An 18,791-nucleotide genomic window follows, 5' to 3' on the forward strand; every position below is an offset into this window, starting at 1 on the left:
CAAAGTGACATGGATTCTAAACGTCGCAAGACGCTAAATGAATAACCAAGTCTCTGAGTGAACATACGTAATTCATTACGAAGTTTAATTCACGAGCATCAAACTTAAATTGAAGAGTTTGATCATGGCTCAGATTGAACGCTGGCGGCAGGCCTAACACATGCAAGTCGAGCGGTAGCACAGAGAGCTTGCTCTCGGGTGACGAGCGGCGGACGGGTGAGTAATGTCTGGGAAACTGCCTGATGGAGGGGGATAACTACTGGAAACGGTAGCTAATACCGCATAACGTCGCAAGACCAAAGAGGGGGACCTTCGGGCCTCTTGCCATCAGATGTGCCCAGATGGGATTAGCTAGTAGGTGGGGTAACGGCTCACCTAGGCGACGATCCCTAGCTGGTCTGAGAGGATGACCAGCCACACTGGAACTGAGACACGGTCCAGACTCCTACGGGAGGCAGCAGTGGGGAATATTGCACAATGGGCGCAAGCCTGATGCAGCCATGCCGCGTGTATGAAGAAGGCCTTCGGGTTGTAAAGTACTTTCAGCGAGGAGGAAGGCATTGTGGTTAATAACCACAGTGATTGACGTTACTCGCAGAAGAAGCACCGGCTAACTCCGTGCCAGCAGCCGCGGTAATACGGAGGGTGCAAGCGTTAATCGGAATTACTGGGCGTAAAGCGCACGCAGGCGGTCTGTCAAGTCGGATGTGAAATCCCCGGGCTCAACCTGGGAACTGCATTCGAAACTGGCAGGCTAGAGTCTTGTAGAGGGGGGTAGAATTCCAGGTGTAGCGGTGAAATGCGTAGAGATCTGGAGGAATACCGGTGGCGAAGGCGGCCCCCTGGACAAAGACTGACGCTCAGGTGCGAAAGCGTGGGGAGCAAACAGGATTAGATACCCTGGTAGTCCACGCCGTAAACGATGTCGACTTGGAGGTTGTTCCCTTGAGGAGTGGCTTCCGGAGCTAACGCGTTAAGTCGACCGCCTGGGGAGTACGGCCGCAAGGTTAAAACTCAAATGAATTGACGGGGGCCCGCACAAGCGGTGGAGCATGTGGTTTAATTCGATGCAACGCGAAGAACCTTACCTACTCTTGACATCCACGGAATTTAGCAGAGATGCTTTAGTGCCTTCGGGAACCGTGAGACAGGTGCTGCATGGCTGTCGTCAGCTCGTGTTGTGAAATGTTGGGTTAAGTCCCGCAACGAGCGCAACCCTTATCCTTTGTTGCCAGCGGTTCGGCCGGGAACTCAAAGGAGACTGCCAGTGATAAACTGGAGGAAGGTGGGGATGACGTCAAGTCATCATGGCCCTTACGAGTAGGGCTACACACGTGCTACAATGGCGCATACAAAGAGAAGCGACCTCGCGAGAGCAAGCGGACCTCATAAAGTGCGTCGTAGTCCGGATTGGAGTCTGCAACTCGACTCCATGAAGTCGGAATCGCTAGTAATCGTAGATCAGAATGCTACGGTGAATACGTTCCCGGGCCTTGTACACACCGCCCGTCACACCATGGGAGTGGGTTGCAAAAGAAGTAGGTAGCTTAACCTTCGGGAGGGCGCTTACCACTTTGTGATTCATGACTGGGGTGAAGTCGTAACAAGGTAACCGTAGGGGAACCTGCGGTTGGATCACCTCCTTACCTGAAAGAACCTGCCTTTGTAGTGCTCACACAGATTGTCTGATGAAAAGTAAATAGCAAGGCGTCTTGCGATTGAGACTTCAGTGTCCCCTTCGTCTAGAGGCCCAGGACACCGCCCTTTCACGGCGGTAACAGGGGTTCGAATCCCCTAGGGGACGCCACTTGCTGGTTTGTGAGTGAAAGTCGCCGACCTCTGTATCTCAAAACTGACTTGCGAGTCATGTTTGAGATATTTGCTCTTTAAAAATCTGGATCAAGCTGAAAATTGAAACGACACACTGTGTCTGTTCTCCGTAATAAGAACAGACAGGCGGTGTGTTCGAGTCTCTCAAATTTTCGCAACACGACGATGTTTTACGAAACATCTTCGGGTTGTGAGGTTAAGCGACTAAGCGTACACGGTGGATGCCCTGGCAGTCAGAGGCGATGAAGGGCGTGCTAATCTGCGATAAGCGTCGGCGAGGTGATATGAACCTTTGACCCGGCGATACCCGAATGGGGAAACCCAGTGTGTTTCGACACACTATCATGTCATGAATACATAGTGGCATGAGGCGAACCGGGGGAACTGAAACATCTAAGTACCCCGAGGAAAAGAAATCAACCGAGATTCCCCCAGTAGCGGCGAGCGAACGGGGAGGAGCCCAGAGTCTGAATCAGCGCGCGTGTTAGTGGAATGGTCTGGAAAGTCCGACGGTACAGGGTGATAGTCCCGTACACAAAAATGCACGCGTTGTGAACTCGAAGAGTAGGGCGGGACACGTGGTATCCTGTCTGAATATGGGGGGACCATCCTCCAAGGCTAAATACTCCTGACTGACCGATAGTGAACCAGTACCGTGAGGGAAAGGCGAAAAGAACCCCGGCGAGGGGAGTGAAAAAGAACCTGAAACCGTGTACGTACAAGCAGTGGGAGCCTACTTGTTAGGTGACTGCGTACCTTTTGTATAATGGGTCAGCGACTTATATTCTGTAGCAAGGTTAACCGTATAGGGGAGCCGAAGGGAAACCGAGTCTTAACTGGGCGTTAAGTTGCAGGGTATAGACCCGAAACCCGGTGATCTAGCCATGGGCAGGTTGAAGGTTGGGTAACACTAACTGGAGGACCGAACCGACTAATGTTGAAAAATTAGCGGATGACTTGTGGCTGGGGGTGAAAGGCCAATCAAACCGGGAGATAGCTGGTTCTCCCCGAAAGCTATTTAGGTAGCGCCTCGTGAACTCATCTTCGGGGGTAGAGCACTGTTTCGGCTAGGGGGCCATCCCGGCTTACCAACCCGATGCAAACTACGAATACCGAAGAATGTTATCACGGGAGACACACGGCGGGTGCTAACGTCCGTCGTGAAGAGGGAAACAACCCAGACCGCCAGCTAAGGTCCCAAAGTCATGGTTAAGTGGGAAACGATGTGGGAAGGCACAGACAGCCAGGATGTTGGCTTAGAAGCAGCCATCATTTAAAGAAAGCGTAATAGCTCACTGGTCGAGTCGGCCTGCGCGGAAGATGTAACGGGGCTAAACCATGCACCGAAGCTGCGGCAGCGACGCTTATGCGTTGTTGGGTAGGGGAGCGTTCTGTAAGCCGTTGAAGGTGAACTGTGAGGTTTGCTGGAGGTATCAGAAGTGCGAATGCTGACATAAGTAACGATAAAGCGGGTGAAAAGCCCGCTCGCCGGAAGACCAAGGGTTCCTGTCCAACGTTAATCGGGGCAGGGTGAGTCGACCCCTAAGGCGAGGCCGAAAGGCGTAGTCGATGGGAAACAGGTTAATATTCCTGTACTCGGTGTTACTGCGAAGGGGGGACGGAGAAGGCTATGTTAGCCGGGCGACGGTTGTCCCGGTTTAAGCATGTAGGCGGAGAGTTTAGGTAAATCCGGACTCTTATCTAACGCTGAGGTGTGATGACGAGGCACTACGGTGCTGAAGTAACAAATGCCCTGCTTCCAGGAAAAGCCTCTAAGCATCAGGTAACATCAAATCGTACCCCAAACCGACACAGGTGGTCAGGTAGAGAATACCAAGGCGCTTGAGAGAACTCGGGTGAAGGAACTAGGCAAAATGGTGCCGTAACTTCGGGAGAAGGCACGCTGGTGTGTAGGTGAAGTCCCTGCGGACGGAGCTGAAACCAGTCGAAGATACCAGCTGGCTGCAACTGTTTATTAAAAACACAGCACTGTGCAAACACGAAAGTGGACGTATACGGTGTGACGCCTGCCCGGTGCCGGAAGGTTAATTGATGGGGTTAGCCGCAAGGCGAAGCTCTTGATCGAAGCCCCGGTAAACGGCGGCCGTAACTATAACGGTCCTAAGGTAGCGAAATTCCTTGTCGGGTAAGTTCCGACCTGCACGAATGGCGTAATGATGGCCAGGCTGTCTCCACCCGAGACTCAGTGAAATTGAACTCGCTGTGAAGATGCAGTGTACCCGCGGCAAGACGGAAAGACCCCGTGAACCTTTACTATAGCTTGACACTGAACACTGGTCCTTGATGTGTAGGATAGGTGGGAGGCTTTGAAGCGTGGACGCCAGTCTGCGTGGAGCCAACCTTGAAATACCACCCTTTAATGGCTGGTGTTCTAACGTAGACCCGTAATCCGGGTTGCGGACAGTGTCTGGTGGGTAGTTTGACTGGGGCGGTCTCCTCCTAAAGAGTAACGGAGGAGCACGAAGGTTAGCTAATCCTGGTCGGACATCAGGAGGTTAGTGCAATGGCATAAGCTAGCTTGACTGCGAGAGTGACGGCTCGAGCAGGTGCGAAAGCAGGTCATAGTGATCCGGTGGTTCTGAATGGAAGGGCCATCGCTCAACGGATAAAAGGTACTCCGGGGATAACAGGCTGATACCGCCCAAGAGTTCATATCGACGGCGGTGTTTGGCACCTCGATGTCGGCTCATCACATCCTGGGGCTGAAGTAGGTCCCAAGGGTACGGCTGTTCGCCGTTTAAAGTGGTACGCGAGCTGGGTTTAGAACGTCGTGAGACAGTTCGGTCCCTATCTGCCGTGGGCGCTGGAGAATTGAGGGGGGCTGCTCCTAGTACGAGAGGACCGGAGTGGACGCATCACTGGTGTTCGGGTTGTCATGCCAATGGCATTGCCCGGTAGCTAAATGCGGAAAAGATAAGTGCTGAAAGCATCTAAGCACGAAACTTGCCCCGAGATGAGTTCTCCCTGACTCTTTAAGAGTCCTGAAGGAACGTTGAAGACTACGACGTTGATAGGTCGGGTGTGTAAGTGCAGCGATGCATTGAGCTAACCGATACTAATGAACCGTGAGGCTTAACCTTACAACGCCGAAGATGTTTTGGCGAAAGAGACGATATTCAGCTTGATACAGATTAACTGACGCGCGGAGAAGCGTGTTGGTAACAGAATTTGCCTGGCGGCTTTAGCGCGGTGGTCCCACCTGACCCCATGCCGAACTCAGAAGTGAAACGCCGTAGCGCCGATGGTAGTGTGGGGTCTCCCCATGTGAGAGTAGGGAACTGCCAGGCATTAATTAAGTGAAGAGGCCATCCGAAAGGATGGCCTTTTTGCGTTTTTGTACTTTCCTGTTTATTGCTCTATTTCCTCTCCGTGAAACTTTCTCACCTTTGTTTTCCTGACTCGACATTCACGCGATTCCTGGGTATTGTCAGCTATCTGGATGTCTAAACGTTTATACGTATGCTGTGAGGATATAAGGTTATGCCGATTCGGGTGCAGGACGAGCTACCAGCCGTCAATTTCTTGCGTGAAGAGAATGTCTTTGTTATGAAGGCATCGCGCGCTACAGGTCAGGAAATTCGCCCTCTGAAGGTTCTTATCCTCAACCTGATGCCTAAAAAGATCGAAACCGAGAACCAGTTTCTGCGTCTGCTCTCTAACTCGCCGCTACAGGTAGATATCCAGCTACTCCGCATTGACGCCCGCGAGTCACGGAACACCCCTTCTGAACACCTGAATAACTTCTACTGTAACTTTGAAGATATCCGTAACGACAACTATGATGGCCTGATCGTCACCGGAGCACCGCTTGGTCTGGTGGAGTTTAACGACGTGGCCTATTGGCCACAGATCAAACAGGTACTGGAGTGGGCCAAAGATCACGTCACCTCAACGCTATTTGTCTGTTGGGCGGTACAGGCAGCGTTGAATATTCTCTACGGAATTCCCAAGCAAACCCGCGCAGAAAAGCTTTCCGGCGTTTACGAACACCATATTCTCCATCCACATGCCTTACTGACGCGCGGTTTCGATGACTCTTTCCTGGCTCCTCATTCGCGTTATGCTGATTTCCCGGCCGCGCTGATTCGTGATTACACGGATCTTGAGATCCTGGCCGAAACGGAAGATGGCGACGCCTATCTGTTCGCCAGCAAAGACAAGCGCATTGCCTTTGTCACAGGACATCCTGAATACGATGCACACACGCTGGCGAGTGAATATTTCCGCGATCTCGAAGCGGGGTTAACCCCGGAAGTGCCGTACAACTATTTCCCAAAAAACGATCCGCAAAACAAGCCGAGAGCAACCTGGCGCAGCCATGGAAATCTGCTGTTCACCAACTGGCTTAACTATTACGTCTATCAGATCACGCCATACGATCTGCGACACATGAATCCAACTCTGGATTAATCCTCTGCGCAGAACGATCCTAAAGCGTTTCAGCATTCCAGATCAGGCACCTTCGGGTGCCTTTTTTATTTCCGAAATAATCTTCATCAACCAATAAAATTTTAATCTCAATAACATCAATGTCTTATCTGCATTTATTAATTAAAATGGAAATTGTTTTTGATTTTAGAAAAATAATGGATAGTCTTAAATCTGCTGAGCGAAAACCACACAACGATCTTTCGCTCGCAGTGGGGGACGCTTTTTTGGATCTTTGATGAGGAGCAGCGAAATGAATCAACAGGCAACGACCACCGATGAACTGGCATTTAACCAAACCTATAGTGAGCTGGAACAGCAGGTTCTGACGCCAGATGCCGTCGAGTTTCTGACTGATCTGGTAACGCGCTTTGCACCGAAGCGCAATAAACTGCTGGCGGCTCGTATTCAGCAGCAGCAGGCCATCGATAACGGTAAGCTTCCAGATTTCATTTCGGAAACCGCTTCCATTCGTAGTTCTGACTGGAAAATTCGTGGTATTCCGCAGGATTTGCAGGATCGGCGCGTAGAGATAACCGGCCCGGTTGAGCGCAAAATGGTCATCAACGCGATGAATGCTAACGTCAAAGTCTTTATGGCGGACTTCGAAGATTCACTGGCGCCAGACTGGCGTAAAGTGATCGAGGGGCAGATTAACCTGCGTGATGCGGTGAATGGCACCATCAGCTACACCAATGAAGCCGGAAAAATCTATCAGCTGAAACCCAATCCGGCTGTGTTGATCTGTCGCGTGCGTGGCCTGCACCTGCCGGAAAAACACGTCACATGGCGCGATGAGGCCATTCCCGGCAGCCTGTTTGATTTTGCGCTCTATTTCTTCCACAACTACAAAGCGCTGCTGGCGAAGGGAAGCGGGCCCTATTTTTATCTGCCTAAAACGCAGTCCTGGCAGGAAGCGGCGTGGTGGAGCGAAGTCTTCAGCTACGCAGAAGATCGCTTTAACCTGCCGCGAGGTACGATCAAAGCCACTCTGCTGATCGAAACACTGCCCGCCGTCTTCCAGATGGACGAGATTTTACACGCCCTGCGCGACCATATTGTTGGCCTGAACTGTGGGCGCTGGGATTACATCTTCAGCTACATCAAAACGTTGAAAAATCATCCAGACCGCGTATTACCGGATCGTCAGGCGGTCACAATGGATAAACCCTTCCTCAACGCTTATTCGCGATTGCTGATAAAGACTTGCCACAAGCGCGGTGCGTTTGCGATGGGGGGGATGGCGGCGTTTATTCCGAGCAAAGATGCTGAACGCAATAATCAGGTATTGAGCAAAGTGAAGGCGGATAAAGAGCTGGAAGCCCGTAACGGTCACGACGGTACATGGATTGCGCACCCGGGCCTCGCGGATACCGCCATGGATGTATTTAACGGCGTATTGGGCGAAAACAAAAATCAGCTTTTCGTCACCCGCGAAGACGATGCGTCGATTACCGCTGAACAATTACTGGCACCTTGTGAAGGCGAACGGACTGAAGCAGGCATGCGCGCCAATATCCGCGTGGCCGTGCAATACATTGAGGCATGGATTTCCGGTAACGGCTGCGTACCGATTTACGGCCTGATGGAAGACGCCGCAACGGCTGAGATCTCGCGTACCTCCATCTGGCAGTGGATCCATCATCAGAAAGCGCTCAATAACGGTAAACCGGTTACCAAATCGCTGTTTCGCCAGATGCTGGCTGAAGAGATGCTGGTGATTCAGGACGAGCTGGGCGAGCACCGCTTTAGCAGCGGCCGTTTTGACGATGCGGCGCGCCTGATGGAGCAGATCACCACCTCCGACGAGCTGATTGATTTCCTTACGCTGCCCGGCTACCGCCTGCTGGCCTGAAGAGCCCCGATATTTTGTTCGCCATTTTGGCCCAGGGCTGTGCTCAGAACTCTCACGTACGACGAGTGCGCTTCGGTTCTTGCGCGCTGGCCCTGACCAAACAGCCTTCACCAATAACGCCTGGGAAGCCAGGCCGATAATATGGAGCATCTGCACATGAAAACCCGTACCCAACAAATCGAAGAATTACAAAAAGAGTGGACTCAACCGCGCTGGGAAGGCATCAACCGCCCGTACAGCGCGGAGGAAGTGGTGAAGTTACGCGGCTCGGTCAATCCTGAATGCACGCTGGCGCAGCTCGGTGCCGCGAAGATGTGGCGTCTGCTGCACGGGGAATCGAAAAAAGGCTATATCAATAGCCTGGGTGCGCTGACGGGTGGGCAGGCGTTACAGCAGGCAAAAGCGGGGATTGAAGCCGTTTATCTCTCCGGCTGGCAGGTGGCGGCGGATGCCAACCTGGCTTCCAGCATGTACCCGGATCAGTCGCTCTATCCGGCCAACTCTGTGCCGTCGGTTGTGGATCGGATCAACAACACCTTCCGCCGTGCGGATCAGATCCAGTGGGCGTCGGGTATCGAGCCGAACGATCCGCGCTTTGTCGATTATTTTCTGCCTATAGTCGCGGATGCCGAAGCAGGTTTTGGCGGCGTATTGAATGCGTTTGAGCTGATGAAATCAATGATTGAGGCCGGTGCAGCGGCGGTTCACTTTGAAGATCAGCTGGCGTCCGTGAAGAAATGCGGCCATATGGGCGGTAAAGTGCTGGTCCCGACGCAAGAAGCGATTCAGAAGCTGGTCGCCGCGCGTCTGGCGGCAGATGTTCTGGGCGTGCCGACCCTGGTTATCGCCCGTACCGATGCGGATGCGGCGGATCTGATTACCTCTGACTGCGATCCTTATGACAGCGAATTCATTACCGGTGAACGCACCAGCGAAGGGTTCTACCGTACTCATGCGGGGATCGAGCAGGCGATCAGCCGCGGCCTGGCGTACGCCCCGTATGCCGACCTGGTGTGGTGCGAAACCTCCACGCCGGACCTGGCGCTGGCAAAACGCTTTGCCGATGCGATTCATGCCAAATATCCAGGCAAACTGTTGGCCTACAACTGCTCACCGTCGTTCAACTGGCAAAAGAATCTGGACGACCAGACCATTGCCAGCTTCCAGCAGCAGTTGTCTGAGATGGGCTACAAATACCAGTTCATCACCCTCGCGGGCATCCACAGCATGTGGTTCAACATGTTCGACCTGGCGCACGCCTACGCCCAGGGAGAGGGCATGAAGCACTACGTGGAAAAAGTACAGCAGCCAGAGTTTGCCGCCAGCAAAGAAGGCTACACCTTTGCCTCTCACCAACAGGAAGTGGGAACGGGCTACTTCGACAAAGTTACCACTATCATTCAGGGCGGTGCGTCATCCGTTACTGCGTTGACCGGTTCGACTGAAGAATCGCAGTTCTGATCTTTCCCCCTCTCTCCTCTGGGGAGAGGGCAGGATGAGGGGGAGTCTATGCCGCGTGGCCTGGAGTTACTGATTGCACAAACCATCCTGCAGGGGTTTGACGCGCAGTATGGTCGTTTTCTGGAAGTGACTTCGGGCGCGCAGCAGCGCTTTGAACATGCCGACTGGCATGCTGTTCAACAGGCAATGAAGCAGCGTATCCATCTTTACGATCACCACGTGGGTCTGGTGGTCGAGCAGTTGCGTTGCATCACCGATGGCAAAAACCCCGACGCCGATTTCCTGCTCCGCGTGAAAGAGCATTACACCCATTTGTTGCCGGATTACCCGCGCTTCGAGATTGCGGAAAGCTTTTTCAACTCCGTCTATTGTCGGTTATTTGACCACCGCTCGTTATCTCCTGAGCGGCTATTTATTTTTAGCTCCCAGCCGGAGCGTCGTTTTCGCACCATCCCGCGCCCGCTGGCGAAAGATTTCTTTCCGGAGAATGGCTGGGAAAGCTTACTGACAAAAGTGCTGTCCGATTTACCGCTGCGTCTGCCCTGGCAAAACAAAGACCGGGACGTAGGTTATATCGTTGCTCATCTGGCGGAAACGATAGGTACTGAGACCTTAGCGCACAGCCATTTAGAGGTGGCTAACGAACTGTTTTTCCGCAATAAAGCTGCCTGGCTGGTCGGAAAACTGATCAACTCCACGACCACCATCCCGTTCCTGATGCCCATTCATCGCACCGATGACGGTGAGCTGTTTGTGGATACCTGTCTGACCACCAGTGCCGAAGCCAGCATCGTTTTTGGCTTCGCCCGCTCTTACTTTATGGTTTATGCGCCGCTCCCCGCCGCGCTGGTCGAATGGCTACGCGAGATTTTACCCGTCAAAACCACCGCCGAATTGTATATGGCGATCGGCTGCCAGAAGCACGCCAAAACAGAAAGCTATCGCGAATACCTGCACTACATCACCAGCACCGATGAGCAGTTCATCGAAGCGCCCGGTATCCGTGGGATGGTGATGCTGGTCTTCACCCTGCCAGGGTTTGATCGGGTGTTTAAGGTTATCAAAGATAAATTTGCGCCGCAGAAAGAGATGACGGCAGCACATGTTCGCGCCTGCTATCAGCTGGTCAAAGAACATGACCGCGTCGGACGGATGGCCGACACCCAGGAGTTTGAAAATTTTGTGCTGGATAAACGCCAGATCGATCCCGCGTTAATGGCGTTGCTGTTGCAGGAGGCTCCGGGAAAAATCACCGATCTTGGCGATAAGATTGTCATCAGTCATTTGTATATCGAACGTCGCATGGTTCCGCTCAATATCTGGCTGGAGCAGGTTGACGGCCAGGCGCTACGCGATGCGATTGAAGAGTACGGCAACGCGATCCGTCAGCTGGCAGCGGCCAATATTTTCCCGGGCGATATGCTGTTTAAAAACTTTGGTGTAACGCGTCACGGGCGGGTGGTGTTCTACGACTACGACGAAATTTGCTATATGACAGAAGTGAATTTCCGCGATATTCCACCGGCCCGTTATCCGGAAGATGAACTGGCCAGCGAGCCATGGTACAGCGTCTCGCCGGGGGATGTCTTCCCGGAGGAATTTCGCCACTGGCTCTGCGCCGATCCGCGTATCGGGCCACTTTTTGCCGAGATGCATGAAGATCTGTTCCGCGCGGAGTACTGGCGTGGTTTACAAACCCGCATTAAAAACGGGTACGTAGAAGATGTGTATGCTTACCGCAGACGGCAACGCTTCAGTGTGCGGTGGTCAATTTAGTGTTTTCACCTTCTCCCGTGGGAGAGGGCTGAAGTGAAAGTATCAGGCCGCACTCAACCTTAACGCATCCCACCATACGCCAGCGTCACTTCCTTCGCCGCTTTGATCACCAGCGCGCCCAGCTCGGTGACGCGATCATCCGTGACGCGCGAGATCGGGCCAGAAATGGAGATCGCTGCGAACGGCTCGCGATGCTCATCAAAAATACAGGCCGCGATGCAGCGCAGACCCAGGGCGTGTTCTTCGTCATCAAATGAATAGCCGCGTTTGCGGGTCTGTGCTAAATCATCTTTCAGATGCAATGGCGAAACCAGCGTGGCATGGGTATACGCATGTAGCCCTTTACGATGCAGCAGGCCGGTGACCTGTTCCTCGCTTAACTGCGACAGAAACGCTTTCCCCGCGCCCGACGCATGCATCGGCAGCTTACCGCCAATCGGCGCGGACATACGCATCAGCTGCGTACACTGCACCTGGTCAATGATAATCGCCTGATGATCGCTCTGGTCGAGCACCGCCAGATTGACCGTTTCGCCGGAATCCTCCATCAGTTTGCGCAGGATCGGGTGCACGATTGCCAGCAGATTACGGCTCTGCAAAAAACTGCTGCCGACAATAAATGCGTGCGCACCCACCGACCAGTGGCCCAGCTCGCCCACCTGACGGACAAAGCCCAGCTGCTGCATCGTGCTTAGCAGACGGTGAGTGGTGGAGTTTGGCAAGCCAGCCTGTTGCGCCAGCTCGGTAAGTGCCACGCTGCTGTGGGATTCCGCAATCCATTCCAGCAGTTTTAAGCCGCGCGTCAGAGACTGTACTTGTCCACCAGGTGGTGCGGTCGTGGTAGCAGCAGGTTTTCTGCCGCGTTTAGCGGGAACGGTAGCGACCATGGTGAGATCCTTTTTCTGTATCGTGGAAATCATTTTCGTTTTATTTGGTGAATTTGCAACCGTTATCCTGACTGATCGGAGGAGTGATAGTGAACATGTCTCATGTTAACGCTGGGTGACTTCTCCACCCTGCGAGATTATGCCAGTATGGACTGCTGGCCTTTTGGCCTTGTTGAGCGTTGTCGGGAGCGAGTGTGAGCAGCAAAGTAGATCAACTGCGTGCGCAGTTAAATGAACGAATTCTGGTGCTGGACGGCGGCATGGGCACCATGATCCAGAGCTATCGTCTGAGTGAAGACGATTTTCGCGGCGAGCGTTTCGCCGACTGGCCCTGCGACCTGAAAGGGAATAATGACCTGCTGGTGCTGAGTAAACCGGATGTCATCGCGGCCATCCATAACGCCTATTTTGAGGCGGGCGCGGATATCGTTGAAACCAACACCTTTAACTCGACAACCATCGCCATGGCGGATTACCAGATGGAATCCCTGTCGGCAGAAATCAACTTTGAAGCGGCCAGAATGGCGCGGGCCTGTGCCGATGTATGGACGGCCCGCACGCCGAACAAACCGCGCTACGTCGCCGGGGTGCTCGGGCCAACCAACCGTACCGCCTCTATTTCACCGGACGTTAACGATCCGGCTTACCGTAATGTCACCTTTGACCAGCTCGTGGTGGCGTACCGTGAATCTACCAAAGCGCTGGTGGAAGGCGGTTCCGATCTGATTATGATTGAAACGGTGTTCGACACCCTGAACGCGAAAGCCGCCATCTTTGCGGTGAAAGAAGAGATGGAAGCACTGGGTGTCGATCTGCCGATCATGATATCCGGCACCATCACCGATGCGTCGGGACGCACCCTCTCCGGTCAGACGACAGAAGCCTTTTACAACTCCCTGCGCCATGCTGATGCGCTCACCTTTGGTCTGAACTGCGCGCTGGGTCCTGACGAACTGCGCCAGTACGTGCAGGAACTTTCCCGCATCGCCGAGTGCTACGTCACGGCGCACCCGAACGCCGGTCTGCCGAATGCCTTTGGTGAATACGATCTTGATGCCATGACCATGGCCGCGCAAATTCGCGAATGGGCAGAGTCTGGCTTCCTGAATATCGTTGGCGGCTGCTGCGGAACCACGCCGGAACATATTGCCGCCATGAGTAATGCCGTCGCAGGATTGCCGCCGCGCCCGTTACCAACGCTGCCGGTGGCCTGTCGTCTGGCGGGCCTCGAGCCGCTGACGATTGCTGAAGACAGCCTGTTTGTGAACGTCGGTGAACGAACTAACGTCACCGGTTCCGCTAAGTTCAAACGACTCATCAAAGAAGAGAAATACAGCGAAGCGCTGGACGTTGCCCGTCAGCAGGTGGAAAGTGGCGCGCAAATTATTGATATCAATATGGATGAGGGGATGCTCGACGCCGAAGCGGCGATGGTGCGTTTCCTGAATCTGATTGCCGGTGAGCCGGATATCGCCCGCGTGCCGATCATGATTGACTCCTCAAAGTGGGAGGTCATCGAGAAAGGGCTGAAGTGCATTCAGGGCAAAGGCATCGTCAACTCCATCTCAATGAAAGAGGGCGTTGAACCGTTTATCCACCACGCAAAACGGGTGCGACGCTATGGCGCAGCCGTGGTGGTGATGGCGTTTGATGAGGTGGGCCAGGCCGATACCCGCGAACGCAAGATTGAGATTTGCCGCCGCGCGTACAAAATCCTGACCGAAGAGGTCGGTTTCCCGCCAGAAGATATCATTTTTGACCCCAACATCTTTGCCGTCGCGACCGGTATCGAAGAGCACAACAACTATGCGCAGGACTTTATCGGCGCCTGTGAAGATATCAAACGCGAATTACCGCACGCGCTGATCTCCGGCGGCGTTTCTAACGTGTCGTTCTCGTTCCGCGGTAACGATCCGGTACGTGAAGCCATCCACGCCGTGTTCCTCTACTACGCCATCCGCAACGGCATGGACATGGGGATCGTCAACGCCGGACAGCTGGCGATTTATGACGACCTGCCCGCCGAACTGCGCGACGCCGTTGAAGACGTGATCCTCAACCGCCGCGACGACTCCACCGAACGGATGCTGGAGCTGGCGGAGAAATATCGCGGCAGTAAAAGCGACGAAAGTGTTCAGGTTCAGCAGGCGGAGTGGCGCGCGTGGGACGTGAAAAAGCGTCTGGAATACTCGCTGGTCAAAGGCATTACCGAATTTATCGAGCTGGATACGGAAGAGGCTCGCCAGCTCTCCGCGCGTCCGATTGAGGTGATCGAAGGGCCGCTGATGGACGGAATGAACGTGGTCGGTGACCTGTTTGGCGAGGGCAAAATGTTCCTGCCGCAGGTGGTCAAATCCGCGCGCGTCATGAAGCAGGCGGTGGCCTATCTCGAACCCTACATTGAGGCCAGCAAAGAAAAAGGGCAGACCAACGGCAAGATGGTGATCGCCACCGTCAAAGGCGACGTCCACGATATCGGCAAAAATATCGTCGGCGTGGTACTGCAGTGCAATAACTACGAAATCATCGACCTCGGCGTGATGGTTCCGGCAGACAAAATTCTCAAAACCGCGCGCGAAGTGAATGCGGATTTGATTGGCCTTTCCGGGCTTATTACGCCGTCGCTGGACGAAATGGTCAACGTGGCGAAAGAGATGGAGCGCCAGGGCTTTACCATCCCGTTGTTGATCGGCGGAGCGACCACTTCGAAAGCGCACACGGCGGTGAAAATCGAGCAGAACTACAGCGGGCCGACGGTCTACGTGCAGAACGCCTCACGTACCGTGGGCGTGGTGTCAGCATTGCTCTCTGCGACCCAGCGTGATGATTTTGTGGCGAAAACCCGCAAAGAGTACGACACCGTTCGTATCCAGCACGCCCGTAAGAAACCCCGCACGCCGCCGGTTACGCTGGCCGCCGCGCGGGAAAACGATCTGGCCTTTGACTGGGCAAGTTATACCCCGCCGGTAGCGCATCGTTTGGGCGTTCAGGCCGTTACTGCCAGTATCGAAACCCTGCGTAATTACATCGACTGGACGCCGTTCTTCATGACCTGGTCGCTGGCGGGCAAATATCCGCGCATCCTTGAAGATGAGGTGGTCGGCGAAGAGGCGCAGCGCCTGTTCAAAGACGCCAACGATATTCTCGACCAGCTCAGCGCAGAAAAGAGCCTCAATCCGCGCGGCGTTGTGGGGCTATTCCCGGCGAACCGCGTCGGGGACGATATCGAAATTTATCGCGATGAAACGCGCACCAGCGTGTTAGCCGTCAGCCGCCATTTGCGTCAGCAAACCGAGAAAGTGGGTTTTGCCAACTACTGTCTGGCCGATTTTGTTGCGCCAAAACTGAGCGGTAAAGCGGATTATATCGGTGCATTCGCCGTCACCGGCGGACTGGAAGAGGATGCGCTGGCCGACGCCTACGAAGCGCAGCACGATGATTACAACAAAATCATGGTGAAAGCGATCGCCGACCGTCTGGCTGAAGCCTTCGCGGAATATCTGCATGAGCGGGTGCGTAAAGTGCACTGGGGATATGCCGCCAATGAAAACCTCAGCAACGAAGAGCTGATTCGCGAAAATTATCAGGGTATCCGTCCGGCGCCTGGCTATCCGGCGTGCCCGGAGCACACTGAGAAAGGCACCATCTGGCAGCTTCTTGATGTCGAAACCCATACCGGAATGAAACTGACCGAGTCCTTCGCCATGTGGCCTGGCGCGTCCGTTTCGGGCTGGTATTTCAGCCATCCAGACAGCAAATATTATGCCGTGGCGCAAATTCAGCGTGACCAGGTTGAGGATTACGCGCGGCGTAAGGGGATGAGCGTGTCAGAAGTGGAGCGCTGGCTGGCGCCAAATCTGGGCTACGACGCCGACTGATCCGGCGTTTTAGAACGGTTCTGACGGTAAATAAACCGCGATACGTCACCTTTCCTTACAACATACAGGGCGCTCACAGGGCGCCCTGTCTCTTTCTTACGTTTAAACCCTTATACTGGAAGAGAACCGTCAAAGGAAAACGTATAACGATAAGGAGAACCCAGATCCGTGCTGACTCTGTTACACCTGCTATCGGCTGTTGCTCTACTGGTATGGGGCACACATATCGTCCGTACCGGCGTGATGCGTGTGTTTGGCGCGCGCTTGCGCACCGTCCTCAGCCGCAGCGTTGAGAAGAAACCGCTCGCCTTCTGTGCGGGGATAGGCGTTACCGCGCTGGTGCAAAGCAGCAATGCCACCACCATGCTCGTCACCTCTTTTGTGGCGCAAGATCTGGTGGCGCTGACCCCTGCACTGGTTATCGTCCTTGGCGCAGATGTGGGGACCGCGCTAATGGCGCGCGTGCTCACCTTCGATCTTTCGTGGCTTTCGCCGCTGCTTATTTTCATTGGCGTGATCTTCTTCCTTGGCCGCAAACAGACCCGCGAAGGGCAACTGGGGCGCGTGGGGATTGGTCTGGGGCTGATTCTGCTGGCGCTGGAACTGATTGTGCAGGCGGTCACGCCGATCACCCAGGCCAACGGCGTGCAGGTGATTTTTGCTTCGCTGACGGGCGATATCATGCTGGATGCGCTGATTGGCGCGGTGTTTGCCATCATCAGTTACTCCAGCCTGGCGGCGGTGCTGCTGACCGCCACACTGACCACCGCAGGCGCGATCTCCTTCCCGGTGGCGCTCTGCCTGGTGATTGGTGCCAACCTGGGATCTGGCCTGCTGGCGATGCTCAATAACAGCGGAGCCAATGCGGCCGCCCGTCGCGTCGCGTTGGGCAGTTTGCTGTTCAAGCTGGTGGGCAGTCTGATCATCCTGCCGTTTGTGCATCCGCTGGCGAATCTGATGGATAACCTGCCGCTGCCGAAAGCCGAACTGGTTATTTACTTCCACGTCTTCTACAACCTGGTGCGCTGTCTCGCGATGGTGCCGTTCGCCGGGCCGATGGCGCGGTTCTGCAAACGCATGATCCGCGATGAGCCGGAACTGGATGCGCGCCTGAAACCGAAGCATCTGGATACCACCGCTCTCGATACTCCGGCACTTGCGCTGGCGAATGCCGCCCGCGAAACGCTGCGTATGGGCGATGCGATGGAGACGATGCTGGATGGCCTAAAAAAGGTCATGCACGGCGAGCCGCGCGAGGAAAAAGAGCTGCGCAAGCTGGCCGACGATATCAACGTGCTCTATACCGCCATCAAGCTGTATCTGGCGCGAATGCCGCAGGATGAGCTGGCAGAAGAGGAGTCACGCCGCTGGGCGGAGATTATTGAGATGTCGCTGAACCTTGAGCAGGCATCGGATATTGTCGAGCGCATGGGCAGTGAAATTGCAGATAAATCGTTGGCCGCCCGCCGGGCGTTCTCACTGGAAGGCGTTGCTGAGCTGGATGCGCTGCTGGAGCAATTGCTCAGCAATTTGCAGCTGGCGATGTCGGTCTTTTTCTCCGGCGATGTTCCCAGTGCGCGTCGTTTGCGCCGCAACAAACACCGCTTCCGCATTCTCAACCGTCGTTATTCGCACGCGCATGTTGATCGCCTGCATCAGCAAAACGTGCAAAGTATCGAAACCAGTTCCCTGCATCTGGGGCTGCTCGGTGACATGAAACGTCTCAACTCCCTGTTCTGCTCGGTGGCCTATAGCGTCATGGAGCAGCCGGATGAAGATGATGAAAGGGATGAGTATTAGTTCTGAAAGCGCCTCGCAAATCTGAAACAAACCCCGCCTGATGCGGGGTTTGTTGTTTTATCCTTTTTCTTCGGGATAGATTTTTATACCCATATGGGTATAATTGGAGGCAAGGATGAGCAACCGTTGTATTGGGTTGGTCAAGCCAGAAAAGATCTGCAGGCCATGCCAGAGCAAGTGCAGGACGTCTTTGGCTATGCATTATGGCTCGCGCAACAGAGCAGGCATCACCCTCAGGTGAAAGTCTTAAAAGGATTTGGCGGAGCAGGCGTGCTTGAGGTCGTTGAAGACTTCCAGGGGCACACCTGGCGCGCCGTATATACCATCAAACTGAAAGATGCGGTGTACGTGCTCCACGCCTTTCAGAAAAAGTCGGTTTCAGGTAAAGCGACACCAAAACCGGAAATCGATTTGATCACTCAGCGGCTAAAGGCCGCGCAGCAGCATGCGGAGGGGACAAAAAATGTCTCATGAAGTGGAATCAGGCAGCGGTAATGTATTTTCCGATCTCAATGTACTTGATGCGGACCAGATGCAGTTAAAAGCTCAGCTGGCACTGGCGATAAGTGACATCCTGCAACGCAAAGGTTTCACGCAGCAGCAGGCGGCGACTATGCTGGGCATGACTCAACCTAAGCTCTCAAACATGCTGCGTGGGCAGTTTCGCGGGATCAGTGAGGCGAAGATGCTTGAGTGCCTGGTGAGACTAGGCCGTGATATTAATATCGTGGTTGGTAAAGAGAAAACCACGCCAGGATGCCTCAGAGTCAGCTTTAGCGGCGCGCAATGAACTGAATAATCCCTCTCGGTTATCGTCGGCTAATCTTTTTACCAGCCCAAACCTAAGGTATATTT

Annotated in this window: 9 protein-coding genes, 1 tRNA gene and 3 rRNA genes; 12 read left to right on the top strand and 1 reads right to left on the bottom strand. The window is 54.2% G+C overall.

Annotation, left to right across the window (positions count from 1 at the left end):
• Positions 1 to 106 precede the first annotated feature (106 nt).
• From SOM82_RS00995 to aceK, 8 genes are all read left to right on the top strand, one after another.
• Positions 107 to 1,646 (top strand): 16S ribosomal RNA (locus tag SOM82_RS00995).
• Positions 1,647 to 1,731: 85 nt separating this feature from the next.
• A tRNA-Glu gene (locus tag SOM82_RS01000) sits at positions 1,732 to 1,807 on the top strand.
• Positions 1,808 to 2,024: 217 nt separating this feature from the next.
• Positions 2,025 to 4,931 (top strand): 23S ribosomal RNA (locus tag SOM82_RS01005).
• Positions 4,932 to 5,022: 91 nt separating this feature from the next.
• Positions 5,023 to 5,138 (top strand): 5S ribosomal RNA (gene rrf / locus SOM82_RS01010).
• The 16S, 23S and 5S rRNA genes sit together here with 1 tRNA gene alongside, the layout of an rRNA operon.
• 193 nt (positions 5,139 to 5,331) lie before the next feature.
• A complete protein-coding gene (metA, locus tag SOM82_RS01015) occupies positions 5,332 to 6,261 on the top strand; it encodes a homoserine O-acetyltransferase MetA (RefSeq protein ID WP_154126807.1) in 930 nt (309 codons plus the stop codon).
• Positions 6,262 to 6,532: 271 nt separating this feature from the next.
• Positions 6,533 to 8,134, top strand: a complete 1,602-nt coding sequence (gene aceB / locus SOM82_RS01020) for a malate synthase A (protein WP_320461216.1) — start codon at positions 6,533 to 6,535, stop codon at positions 8,132 to 8,134.
• Positions 8,135 to 8,290: 156 nt separating this feature from the next.
• A complete protein-coding gene (gene aceA / locus SOM82_RS01025; protein ID WP_154126809.1) occupies positions 8,291 to 9,595 on the top strand; it encodes an isocitrate lyase in 1,305 nt (434 codons plus the stop codon).
• Between the two features lie 48 nt (positions 9,596 to 9,643).
• Positions 9,644 to 11,371 (top strand): bifunctional isocitrate dehydrogenase kinase/phosphatase, encoded by a 1,728-nt coding sequence (aceK, locus tag SOM82_RS01030; protein WP_320461217.1) that lies wholly within the window; start codon positions 9,644 to 9,646, stop codon positions 11,369 to 11,371.
• A gap of 59 nt (positions 11,372 to 11,430) precedes the next feature.
• On the opposite strand, the gene iclR is transcribed toward aceK, so the two are convergent.
• A complete protein-coding gene (gene iclR, locus SOM82_RS01035) occupies positions 11,431 to 12,258 on the bottom strand; it encodes a glyoxylate bypass operon transcriptional repressor IclR (protein ID WP_154126811.1) in 828 nt (275 codons plus the stop codon).
• Positions 12,259 to 12,452: 194 nt separating this feature from the next.
• On the opposite strand from iclR, the gene metH reads away from it, so the two are divergent.
• The 4 genes from metH (at position 12,453) to SOM82_RS01055 (ending at position 18,726) form a co-directional block, all read left to right on the top strand.
• Positions 12,453 to 16,136: a methionine synthase gene (gene metH, locus SOM82_RS01040; protein ID WP_320461218.1), complete on the top strand. Its 3,684-nt coding sequence runs from the start codon at positions 12,453 to 12,455 to the stop codon at positions 16,134 to 16,136.
• 168 nt (positions 16,137 to 16,304) lie between these two features.
• Positions 16,305 to 17,936: a Na/Pi cotransporter family protein gene (locus SOM82_RS01045; protein WP_320461219.1), complete on the top strand. Its 1,632-nt coding sequence runs from the start codon at positions 16,305 to 16,307 to the stop codon at positions 17,934 to 17,936.
• A 165-nt stretch (positions 17,937 to 18,101) separates the two neighbouring features.
• Positions 18,102 to 18,410, top strand: a complete 309-nt coding sequence (locus SOM82_RS01050) for a type II toxin-antitoxin system RelE/ParE family toxin (RefSeq protein ID WP_320461220.1) — start codon at positions 18,102 to 18,104, stop codon at positions 18,408 to 18,410.
• A complete protein-coding gene (locus tag SOM82_RS01055; protein ID WP_320461221.1) occupies positions 18,400 to 18,726 on the top strand; it encodes a helix-turn-helix domain-containing protein in 327 nt (108 codons plus the stop codon). Before SOM82_RS01050 ends, SOM82_RS01055 begins: the two co-directional genes overlap by 11 nt.
• Positions 18,727 to 18,791: the final 65 nt, after the last annotated feature.

It is taken from the genome of Lelliottia sp. CFBP8978 (genome assembly GCF_034046055.2).
In the GTDB taxonomy this organism is placed as follows: Bacteria; Pseudomonadota; Gammaproteobacteria; order Enterobacterales; family Enterobacteriaceae; genus Enterobacter.